10 protein-coding genes are annotated in these 10,194 nt (G+C 74.0%); 4 read left to right on the forward strand and 6 right to left on the reverse strand.

Translation table 11 applies throughout. The annotated features are described in order from the left end of the window. Positions 1–109: 109 nt before the first annotated feature. Positions 110–958 (forward strand): GNAT family N-acetyltransferase, encoded by an 849-nt coding sequence (locus tag C6N31_RS22395; RefSeq protein ID WP_138357226.1) that lies wholly within the window; start codon positions 110–112, stop codon positions 956–958. Between the two features lie 17 nt (positions 959–975). Here the strand turns inward: C6N31_RS22395 and C6N31_RS22400 are convergent, their stop codons facing one another. Continuing rightward, on the reverse strand, positions 976–1,611 hold the full coding sequence (locus tag C6N31_RS22400; RefSeq protein ID WP_138357227.1) for a YigZ family protein: 636 nt from the start codon (positions 1,609–1,611) through the stop codon (positions 976–978). A gap of 89 nt (positions 1,612–1,700) precedes the next feature. Between C6N31_RS22400 and C6N31_RS22405 the strand changes: the two genes are divergently transcribed. Next, a complete protein-coding gene (locus tag C6N31_RS22405; RefSeq protein ID WP_198358042.1) occupies positions 1,701–2,108 on the forward strand; it encodes a CoA-binding protein in 408 nt (135 codons plus the stop codon). Between the two features lie 36 nt (positions 2,109–2,144). After that, positions 2,145–2,423: a hypothetical protein gene (locus C6N31_RS22410; protein WP_138357229.1), complete on the forward strand. Its 279-nt coding sequence runs from the start codon at positions 2,145–2,147 to the stop codon at positions 2,421–2,423. A gap of 10 nt (positions 2,424–2,433) precedes the next feature. On the opposite strand, the gene C6N31_RS22415 is transcribed toward C6N31_RS22410, so the two are convergent. Further along, complete coding sequence (locus C6N31_RS22415; protein WP_138357230.1) at positions 2,434–2,964, reverse strand: YbaK/EbsC family protein; 531 nt, start codon at positions 2,962–2,964, stop codon at positions 2,434–2,436. A 20-nt stretch (positions 2,965–2,984) separates the two neighbouring features. Beyond that, on the reverse strand, positions 2,985–3,557 hold the full coding sequence (locus C6N31_RS22420) for an XRE family transcriptional regulator (RefSeq protein ID WP_138357231.1): 573 nt from the start codon (positions 3,555–3,557) through the stop codon (positions 2,985–2,987). 96 nt (positions 3,558–3,653) lie between these two features. Between C6N31_RS22420 and C6N31_RS22425 the strand changes: the two genes are divergently transcribed. Beyond that, on the forward strand, positions 3,654–4,517 hold the full coding sequence (locus C6N31_RS22425; protein WP_138357232.1) for a DMT family transporter: 864 nt from the start codon (positions 3,654–3,656) through the stop codon (positions 4,515–4,517). 18 nt (positions 4,518–4,535) lie between these two features. Here C6N31_RS22425 and C6N31_RS22430 read toward each other — a convergent pair whose 3' ends face one another. From C6N31_RS22430 to C6N31_RS22440, 3 genes are all read right to left on the reverse strand, one after another. Beyond that, positions 4,536–5,321, reverse strand: coding sequence for an acyltransferase (locus C6N31_RS22430; protein ID WP_138357233.1), 786 nt, complete (start codon positions 5,319–5,321; stop codon positions 4,536–4,538). A gap of 116 nt (positions 5,322–5,437) precedes the next feature. Further along, positions 5,438–8,320, reverse strand: a complete 2,883-nt coding sequence (locus C6N31_RS22435) for a condensation domain-containing protein (protein ID WP_138357234.1) — start codon at positions 8,318–8,320, stop codon at positions 5,438–5,440. Beyond that, a complete protein-coding gene (locus C6N31_RS22440; protein WP_138357235.1) occupies positions 8,310–10,193 on the reverse strand; it encodes a non-ribosomal peptide synthetase in 1,884 nt (627 codons plus the stop codon). Before C6N31_RS22440 ends, C6N31_RS22435 begins: the two co-directional genes overlap by 11 nt. Between the last annotated feature and the right edge of the window lies 1 nt (position 10,194).

Here is a 10,194-nt window from a genome sequence, read left to right on the forward strand (position 1 = left end):
GGGCCGGACGGCGGGCGGTATTGCCGTGCTCCGGTCCGTTACGAAACGATCACGCCAGGGGCGGACTACTTCCGAACGCGCCCCGCCGCCGACGCCCTTGGAGTGAGAAGTGCCGACATTCGAGATCACGGCCGCGAGCGCCGCCGACATCGGGCTGATGGCGGACTGGGCCGCCGCGGAGGGCTGGAACCCGGGCCGCACCGACGGCTCCGCCTTCTTCGCGGCCGATCCGCACGGTTTCCTGATCGGCCGCCTCGACGGCGAACCGGTCGCCTGTGTCTCGGTCGTCCGGTACGGCACCGATTTCGGCTTCCTCGGCTTCTACATCACCCAGCCGTCGCTGCGCGGCCAGGGTTATGGCATCCAGCTCTGGCGCGCCGGCATGGCGCGGCTCGCCGGGCGCAACGTCGGGCTCGACGGGGTGATTGCCCAGCAGGAGAACTACCGCAAGTCCGGATTCCGCTCCGCCTGGAACAACATCCGCTACGAAGGCACTCCGGCCGCGGACACCCCGGCGCCGGCGGGCGTCACCCTGGTCGACGCCCGCACCCTGCCCTTCGATCAACTCGCCGCCTACGACCGCCGTTTCTTCCCGGCGCCGCGCGACAGTTTCCTGGCCACCTGGATCGCCGCGGCCCAGCGCACCCCGCTGGCCGCGGTGCGCGACGGGGAGCTGCAGGGGCTCGCCGTGCTGCGCGCGTGCCGCGAGGCCTCGCGCATCGGTCCGGTCCACGCGGACTCGCCGGAGGTGGCGGGCGCGCTGGTCGGCGCGCTGGCGGCGACCGTGCCGGGCGAGCCGGTGTCGATCGACGTGCCCGACATCAACAAGCCGGCGGTGCACCTGATGGAACGGCTCGGCCTGGCGCCGTCCTTCGAGACCGCCCGGATGTACACCGGTCCGCTGCCGGAGACCGATCAGGCCGGGATGTACGGCGTCACCAGCCTCGAACTGGGCTGACGGTTCCCGGACCAGATCTACCGGGCCTGGACGTCGACGAATTCGGTGCCGCCGGCCTCCACCGTGGCGGCACCGGAGGTGCTGTCGGCGACCCAGGAGCGGAACGCCGCCACCTCGGACTCCGGCAGCGCGATGTCGATGCGCACATCGGCGCCGTACCGCACGCCGCGCACCGTGCGCCCGGCCGACCGCAGGTCGTTCTCCAGCTTGCCCGCCCGCTGGTGGTCGGCCGCGACCGTCAGCAGCGCGAGGCGCTGCCGTTCGACGGTGCCCAGTTCGTCGAGCGCGGCGGACACGGCGCCGCCGTAGGCGCGTACCAGCCCGCCCGCGCCGAGCTGGACCCCGCCGTAGTAGCGGGTGACGACGGCGACGACATCGCGCACCTCGCGGCGCAGCAGCACCTGCAGCATGGGGGTGCCCGCGGTTCCGCCGGGTTCGCCGTCGTCGCCGGCCTTGTGGATGCGGCCCTCGGCGCCGATGACGTAGGCGAAGCAGTTGTGGGTCGCGCTCGGGTGCTCCTTGCGGATCTTCTGGATGAACGCCTGCGCGGCCTGCTCGCTGCCCGCGGGCGCCAGCGCGCACAGGAAGCGCGAGCGCTTGATCTCGCTCTCGTGCACGCCCTCGCGCCCTACCGTCAGATACCGGTCCACCATCCGGCCACCCTATGCCGCCGGCCGGGAATGGGCCGGGCCGGTCGCTCGTTGACCAGGCACGACGAGCGGGACACCCTCTGGAGGACGACGTGTACGGCGATGCTGCGACGGTACGGAAGATCCTGACCGGGCTGGGTGACACCTGGGCGGTGGTCGGTCTGTCGAACAACGAGGCACGGGCCGCCTACGGGGTCGCGCGGGTGCTCCAGCGCTTCGGCAAGCGGATCGTTCCCGTCCACCCCAAGGCCGAGACCGTGCACGGCGAGCAGGGGTACGCCTCGCTCGCCGACATTCCGTTCCCGGTCGACGTGGTCGACGTCTTCGTCAACTCCGAGCTGGCGGGCGCGGTCGCCGACGAGGCGGTGGCGGCCGGCGCGAAGGCCGTGTGGTTCCAGCTCGGGGTGATCGACGAGGCCGCGTTCGAGCGGACGCGGGGGGCCGGCGCGGAGATGGTCATGGACCGCTGCCCGGCGATCGAGATTCCCCGCCTCGGCTGACGCGCGATACCGGGTCACGGCGCCTACGGTGGCGGGGTGAGCAAGGACCGCAAGCCTCCGCCGCCCTTCGGGCTCGATGAGAAGACCTACGCCGACCTATGGTTCTACGCCCTGCCGGTGCTCGGCTTCGTGCTGGCCTTCGGGGTCTTCGCGCTGCTGCTCGGTGTGCTGCCCGACCACTGGTGGGGTGAGGTGCTGGCGGCCGTGGTCGCGGTGGGCGCCGGGGTGATCGTGGTGCGGGCGGGCCGGCGGCTGCACCGGTCCCTGCACCCGGCGGACGAGGACCGGTCCGACGGGCCGCCGGACCGGCGCTGACCGCAGCCGATCAGATACCGAGGCCCTCCAGGACGACGGCGCCCGGCAGTGCGGCGAGTACCTTGCCCGGCACGATCAGCTTGCCGCGCCGGGCGCCGCTGCCGATCACCAGGTACGGGGCGTCGACGACGGCCGCGTCGATGAGCAGCGGCCAGTCGCCGGGCAGGCCGACGGGGGTGATGCCGCCGTACTCCATGCCGGTGGCGCCGGTCGCGGCGTCCATGGGGGCGAACGAGGCCTTGCGGGCGCCGAGATGGCGCCGGACCACGCCGTTGACGTCGACGCGGGTCGTGGAGAGCACCAGGCACGCGGCGAGCGTGACGTCCTGGCCGCGCTTGCCCGCGACGACCACGCAGTTCGCCGAGGCGTCCACGAGGTCGGCGCCGTAGGTCTCGACGAAGACGGCGGTGTCGGCCTTCTCGGGGTCGGTGTCGACATGGAGCATGTCGGCGGTCACCGCGGCGGCCACCGGAGCCGGGAGCAGGTCGAGCCGTTCGGTGGCGGGGTGGGCTTCGTCGAAATTGCCGATCGGTGCGCGCATACCGGGAAACGTAACAGGCGCTACCGGGGCGGCGGGACGGCGATCGCGAGCGTCATCTCGGCCGGGACCGCACCCGCGTTGTGGTAGCCGTGCGGCACATGGGCGTCGAAGCTCGCGGTGGTCCCGGAGGGGACGCGGTACTCCTGGCCTTCGACGACGAGCGTCAGCTCGCCCGCGTCCACCCGGATCAGTTCGGCGCTGCCGGGCGGGTGGGCGTCGGAGTCGTGACCCTCGCCGGGCATGAGCCGCCAGGACCACAGTTCCAGCGGGCCGGGCGCCTCGGTGCCGGCCTGGAGCGTGCCGTAGCTGCCGGCCGGGGTGCTCCACAGCGGTACGGCGCGGTCGGCCGGGACCAGCCGGACCTGGGGGCTGTCGGCGTAGTCCAGGAGGTTGGCGATGCTGATGCCGACGGCGTCGGCGATCCGCACCACGGTGCCGATGCTGGGGTTGGTCCTGGCCTGCTCGATCTGAATGATCATGCCCCGGCTGACGCCCGCGCGGGCGGCGAGCGCGTCCAGGCTGTATCCGCGCTCCAGCCGCAGCCGTTTGACGTTGCGGGCGAGCGACTGGGCGACGATTTCGAGGTCCGGCACGCTTCCGTCCAATATTATGAATGACAGAGTTCACTTGAGTGCACTACGGTGTGCTGTACCAACACGTTCATCACACTGTACTGCGGGGGAAGTCCCATGACAGCGGTTCTCGCGCTCGCCACCAGCCTGCTCTGGGGGCTCGCCGACTTCGGCGGCGGGCTGCTCACCCGCCGGCTGCCGGCGCTGGTCGTGGTCGTCGCCTCGCAGATCGCCGCCGCGCTCGTCCTCGGCGTCATCGTCGTGGCGACCGGGGCGTGGAGCGAGATCGGCCCGCAGCTCTGGTACGCCGTCGCCGCCGGCGTCGTCGGTCCTGTCGCGATGATCTGCTTCTACAAGGCCCTCGCCCAGGGCCCGATGGGCGTGGTCTCCCCGCTGGCCACCGTCGGCGTCGTGATACCGCTCGGCGTCGGACTGACGCTCGGCGAACGCCCTGGACTGCTGCAGTACGGCGGGATCGCGGTGGCCGTCGTCGGCGTCGTCCTGGCCGGCGGCCCGCAGCTGCGCGGCGCGCCCGTGCAGCGGCAGACGGTGCTGCTCACCCTCGTCGCCGCCTTCGGCTTCGGCTCGGTGTTCGCGCTCATCGCCGAGGCGTCCTCGACGCTCACCGGACTGTTCCTGGCGCTCTTCGTCCAGCGGGTCTGCAACTCGCTGGTCGGCGGCGCCGCGCTGGCCGTGGCCGTCCGGCGTGACCCGGCCGCCGCACCGGAGGGCGGCATGGCCGTGGTGTGGTCCGCCATGCCGGCGCTCACCCTGGTCGGCCTCGCGGACGTCGCGGCGAACGGCACGTACTCGCTGGCCGCCCAGCACGGCCCGGTCACCGTCGCCGCGGTACTCGCCTCGCTCTACCCGGTGGTGACGGCGCTCGCCGCCCGGGGCTTCCTCAAGGAACGGCTGCTCGCGATCCAGGCCGCGGGCGCGGGACTCGCGATGGCCGGGACGATCCTGCTCGCGGCGGGATAGCCGGGCCGCGAGCGGGCCTCAAACCGCCGGATCCGGCGCCCGGTCGGCCCGGCCGTCGAGCGTCTTCGGCCCGTCCTCGACGCCGGCCAGCGCCATCAGCTGCTCGGGGGTGATCCCCTCGGGTATCGGCACCGGCGGCGGTGTCCGCAGCGGCGGCTGCCAGCCGGCCTCGGGGTCCCAGCGGCGGACGATCCTGGCGGGAGCGCCCGCGACCACCGCGTGATCGGGCACGTCACCGCGCACCACCGCGCCGGCCGCGACCACCACATTGCGGCCCAGCCGGGCCCCGGGCAGGATCACCGCTCCCGTGCCGAGCCAGCTGCCGGACCCGATCTCGACGGGCGCCGAGCGCGGCCACTGCTTGCCGACCGGTTCGTGGGGGTCGTCGTAGGAGTGGTTGTCGCTGGTGACGTACACATAGGGCCCGGCGAAGATGTTGTCGCCGAAGACCACCGGCGCCGAGGCCACCACGTGGCTGCCGCGGCCGAGCACCACGCCGTTGCCGAGCCGCAGGACCGGGTCGGGGCCGAGGTCCAGGTCCGGCATCATGCCGGCGGTGAGGGTCACCTGCTCGCCCACCACGCAGTGCTCCCCGATCTCGATCCACTGCTCGCCGAACACCGTGCCCAGCGGGAACGCCAGCCGCGAGCCCGTGCCGAAGCTGCGGAAGCGGTAGGGACCGGGGCGCTGCGCGGTCACCGCGCCCGCGTTCTGCACCCACCGCCATCCGCGGTGGACCAGGCGCGAGGCGGTGCGGCGGCGCCAGGCCGCCCAGGAGGAGAACACGTTCTCGTTCTTCGGCACGGGATCACCGTATACGGTGCCGCCCGCCGGTGAAGTCCTGGATGTGAGGCCGGATGTAAAGAGGGGATCCGGCCGTACGGGGGGAGCCGGGCGGACCGCCGCGGCTCCCCCGGATCTCAGCGCCCGGCGGAGCCGGTCATCGCGGCGAGTACGGAGCTCCGGTCCTCGCCGGGCCGCTCGTCCAGCGCGGTGGCCAGCCGGCCGGACCCGTAGTGCCAGCGGTGGTCGAGGTCGGGGTGCACCCGGTCGACGAGCCGGATCTCGCTGTCGCTGCCGAGGAGCCGTTTCAGCTCTGCGGCCAGCTCGGGCCAGCCGACATGTCCGCTCACCGCGTTGGCCACACCGTGCACCGGGGTGGCCAGGCAGTCGGTGACCGCGCGCGCCAGGGCGGCGGCGTGCACCCACGGGGCGCCGTACCAGTCGTGGCCGGCGGTGCCGGGCCGCGGCAGGTCGATCGGTTCCCCGGCGAGGGCCGCCTGGTAGAGCAGCCCGGTCGCGCCCCAGCGCAGCTGGTCGCGCAACCGGTCGTGCGGACCCCAGACGATGGGCGAGCGCACGACGCTCGCCCCGCCCCGGCCGTCGGTGCCCGCCGCCCGCATGAGCAGCTGCTCGCAGTCGAGCTTCGCCTGCCCGTACGCGCTCAGCGGCTGTGCGGGCGCCGATTCCTCGGCCACCCGCGGGCCGGTGGGCCGGCCGTAGGCGTCCACGCTGCTGACGAAGACGAACGGGCCCCGGTTCCAGGCCCCCACCATCGCGGCCATCGCCGCCACGTCCACCTCGGGACGGGTGAAGGTGCAGGCGGCGTGGATCACCGCGTCCGCCCTTCCGACGGCGGCGCGCAGCCCGTCCAGGTCGGTCAGATCGCCCTCGACGACCTCCACGCCCTCCCCCGCGACCAGGTGCGCCGACTCCGGCCGGGACAGCGCCAGCACCGGCCTTCCCCGGGCGGCCAGTTCGCGCAGGACGAAGGCGCCGACACCACCGGTGCCGCCGGTCACCAGGACCGTACCCTCACGGGTCCGCCGGGCGCGGGCCGCCGGTGCGCCGGTCGCGGCGGCCAGCCGTTCCCGTTCCGTCTCCCGCGCGTCCAGCAGCGCCGCGATCGCTCGCGGAGTGCGGTGCTCCATCACGTCCAGGCCGGTCAGCGGCAGCTTGAGTCCGGTGCGCAGCCGCTCGGCGAGCTGTACGGCGATCAGCGAGTGGCCGCCGAGTACGAAGAAGTCGTCGTCAGGGCCAGGGGCGCGGCCCAGCAGCGCCGTGAACGCCACCGTCACCGCTTCGGCGCGAACGCCGCTCGGTACGGGGGCAGCCGGGGCGCCGGGCAGCCGGGCCGTGTCCAGGGTGCCGTCGGCGGTGCGGGGCATCGCGTCCAGCAGGGTCACCGCCGCCGGGACGAGTTCACGGCCGAGACCGGCCCGCAGATACGAGCGGAGTTCGACGGGCGAGGGCCCGCCGGTCCCGCGCAGGACGGCGTACGCCAGCAGCGGTCCGCCGGCCGGGTCCGGCACAGCGGCGTCGGCCACCAACGGGTGGGCGCGCAGCAGCACTTCGGCCGGATGGCCGTCAGTGGGCGGGGTTTCGGCGGCCGGGAGAACCGGCGGCCGGCCGGGCAGCCGGGACAGCCGGAGCTCCGGGTCGGCGGCGACCGCGGCCAGCAGTCCGGCGAAGTCGTCCGCCAGCCGCTCGCCCGCCGCATCGCCGAGGGCGGCCCGGCCGTACTGGACCAGGCCGGTGGGACGGTCGGTGTCGGACAGGCCGAACGACAGGTCGAACTTGGCCTCGCCGAGCGCCACGTCGACCGGTTCCGCGGCCAGACCGGGCAGCCGGAGCGCGGTGGGCTCGCCCAGCACATCGGCGGTGACCCGGACCAGCGGTGTGCCGTCGGCGTCCCGGGCGGCGGCGCCGAGCCGCTCCAGGACCAGGTCGAACGGCACGTCACGGTACTGCTGTGCCTCCAGCAGCGCGTCCCGCACCCGGTCCACCAGCGTCCCGAACTCCGGGTCGCCGGACAGATCCACCCGGATGGGCAGGGTGTTGACGCACAGCCCGACGAGGCCGCGCATGGCCGAGCCCTCGCGGTGGGTGCCGGCGCAGCCGATCACCAGGTCGTCCTCGCCGGTGAAGCGGTGCAGTGCGGCGAAGGCGGCAGTAAAGGCCACGGTGAACAGCGTGGCCCGATGCCCCAGACCCAGCTCGCGCAGAGCGGGCAGCACCCGCTCGTCCAGCGGCACGTTGCGCACGGCGGCGGGCCGCTCGGTCAGGTCGGCCGCGGGCCGCGCGGGGCGGGGCAGCCGCAGTGGGACGGCACCCGACAGCCGGCGCGTCCAGTGCGCGAGCCCTTCGTCGAGCCGGCCGGCCGCCGCGTGCTCGCGGACCGCGAAGTCGGCGTACTGCGGCGGCCGTGTCAGCTCGCACGGGATCCCACCGGTGGCCGCCGCGTACAGCTCGGCCAGTTCGGCGGCGACGGTCTCCAACGACCCTCCGTCGATGCTGATGTGATGGAACGTCAGCAACACGGTGTGGTCCTGCGGCCCGTGGCGCAGCGCCAGGGCGCGCGGCAGGGGACCGGCCGCGAGGTCGAAGGGGCGGCGCGCCTCCTCGGTCAGGGCGGCCAGGCCGTCACCGACGGCGTCGATCACCGGCACGACGATCGCGTCCGGTACGGGAAGCGTCTCCTGGTACGGCTCGTCGCCGTGCTGCCCGTAGCGCGTGCGCAGGATGTCGTGGCGCTGGACGAGCGTGGTCAGCGCGCTGCCCAGGGCGGCCAGATCGAGCGGTCCGCGCAGCCGGGTGGCGAACGGCACGCTGTACAGCGAGCCGCCCTGGCCGAGCCGGTCCATCAGCCACATGCGGCGCTGGGCGTGGGACAGCGGTGTGGGCCCCTGGTCACGGGTGGTGGCGGGCGCCGGGTCGGCCGGGCGGGCGTTCTTCCGGGCGCGGGCCCGGCGCAGCAACTCCTCCTGCAGGGCGGCCGAACTGGGGTGGGTGTCAGTGGCCATCGGTGTCCTCCGGCGCGTCGGGGTGGAGATCGCTGTGGTTGGCCAGCAGGGCGCGTTCGACGAGCGCGGCGTGGCCGGCCACGGTGGGTGCGGCGAAGAAGTCGGGCAGCGACAGCGTCACTCCCAGTTCCTCGCGCAGGTCGTCCGTGACGATCAGCGCGAGGAGGGAGTGGCCGCCGTAGGCGATGAAGTCGGCGTCCGCCCGGGCCACTTCGCAGCCCAGCGCATGGCTCCACACATCGGCGACGGCCTGCTGGAGCGGGGTCAGCGGCTCCGCACGGTCCTCGGTGACGGTGACGCCGCGCAGGTCGGCGAGGGCTCGGCGGTCGACCTTGCCGGACACCGTCAGCGGGAGCCGTTCCACGAAGGTCAGCTCGTCCGGGACGAGGTGCGCGGGCAGCTGTTCGGCGAGCCGGGTCCGCAGGGTCTCGGCGCGGGGCACCGGGCCGGGCGCCGCCACCACGAACGCGGCCAGCCGGGCGTCGTCCTCGGCGGGCCGCCGTACGGTGACGGCGGCGTCGTCCACCTCCGGCTGCTCGCGCAGCAGGTGCTCGATCTCGCCCGGTTCGATCCGGAAGCCGCGCACCTTGACCTGGTCGTCGGCGCGGCCGTGGAAGTCCAGCACGCCGTCCTGACGGCACGAGACCAGATCGCCCGTGCGGTAGAGCCGGCCCAGCGACGCGTGCTCCACGAACCGCTCGGCGGTCAGTTCCGGTCGTCCCGCGTAGCCGTTCGCGAGCCGGCTGCCGCCGATCCACAGCTCACCGCGTTCCCCGTCCGCGACCGGCCGGCCCGCCGCGTCCAGCACATGGGCCGTGGCGCCCGCGCACGGGCGGCCGATCGGCACCGGGCCGTCGCAGTCCGCGTCGGTGACGCGATGGGTGGTGGCGAACGTCGTCGTCTCGGTCGGACCGTAGCCGTTGACCAGCTCCAGCCAGGGGAACGCGCGCAGCACCGCGCGGGCCTGCTGGGCGGCCATCGCCTCACCGCCCACGACGACGGTGCGGAGCACCGAGAACAGCCGGGAGCGGCGGGCTGCGAGCTGGTGGAACAGCGCGGTGGTGAAGAACGCGACGGTCACGCCGTACCGCTCGACGTGCTGCGCGAGGTCCTCGAACGACGGCCGCTCGGTGGTGCACACCACGACGGAGGCGCCGTTGGCGAGAGCCGCCCACACCTCGAAGGTCGAGGCGTCGAACGTCGTCGGCGAGTGGAACAGCACCCGGTCCCGCGCGGTGACGGTCACGTACCGCGGGTCGGCGACCAGTTCGGCGATGCCGCCGTGCGTGACGGTCACACCCTTGGGCAGGCCGGTGGAACCCGAGGTGAACAGGACGAGCGCCGTCGCGTCCGGGCCGGTGTCGGCGGCGGGTATCTCCTCGCCGGACAACAGCGGGTCCTCGGGCAGCGCCAGGGTCACTCCGGTGCCGGCCGCCGATGCCAGCAGCTTGCTGTCGCCGACGGTCAGGGTCGTCCCGGAGTCGGCGAGCATCGCCTCGATACGGGGGCGCGGGTGCGCCGGGTCGAGCGGTACGCAGGCCGCGCCCACCCACCACAGCGCGAGCTGGGTGACCAGGGTGCGGGCCGAGCGCGGCATCAGCAGCGCCACCCGGTCACCGGGGCGCACCCCGTAGGCGTGCAGGTGCGCGGCCAGACATCGGGCGGAGGTCACGAGCTGCCGGTACGTCAGTGTGGTGTCGCCGTCGACCACCGCCAGGGCGTGCGGGGTCCGTTCGGCGTGCCGGGCCACCAGGGCGGGCAGGGCGGTCACGGGGTTGTCCTTCCGGTCGTCGGAGATCTCCCGGACGTCGGAGATCTCCCGGGTGTCGGGGATCTTCCGGGTGTCGGGGATCCGCGGGGAGGAGGGCGTCATC

The sequence above is a fragment of the Streptomyces fildesensis genome (assembly GCF_016107395.1).
In the GTDB taxonomy this organism is placed as follows: Bacteria; Actinomycetota; Actinomycetes; order Streptomycetales; family Streptomycetaceae; genus Actinacidiphila; species Actinacidiphila fildesensis.

What these genes read in the sequence shown, in the direction of transcription:
- C6N31_RS22400 (WP_138357227.1), bottom strand. Translation starts at nt 1,611, where the DNA reads ATGGTGGACCGGTATCTGACGGTAGGGCGCGAGGGCGTGCACGAGAGC.
- C6N31_RS22415 (WP_138357230.1), bottom strand. Translation starts at nt 2,964, where the DNA reads ATGCGCGCACCGATCGGCAATTTCGACGAAGCCCACCCCGCCACCGAA.
- C6N31_RS22425 (WP_138357232.1), top strand. Translation starts at nt 3,654, where the DNA reads ATGACAGCGGTTCTCGCGCTCGCCACCAGCCTGCTCTGGGGGCTCGCC.
- C6N31_RS22435 (WP_138357234.1), bottom strand. Translation starts at nt 8,320, where the DNA reads ATGGCCACTGACACCCACCCCAGTTCGGCCGCCCTGCAGGAGGAGTTG.
- C6N31_RS22440 (WP_138357235.1), bottom strand. Translation starts at nt 10,193, where the DNA reads ATGACGCCCTCCTCCCCGCGGATCCCCGACACCCGGAAGATCCCCGAC.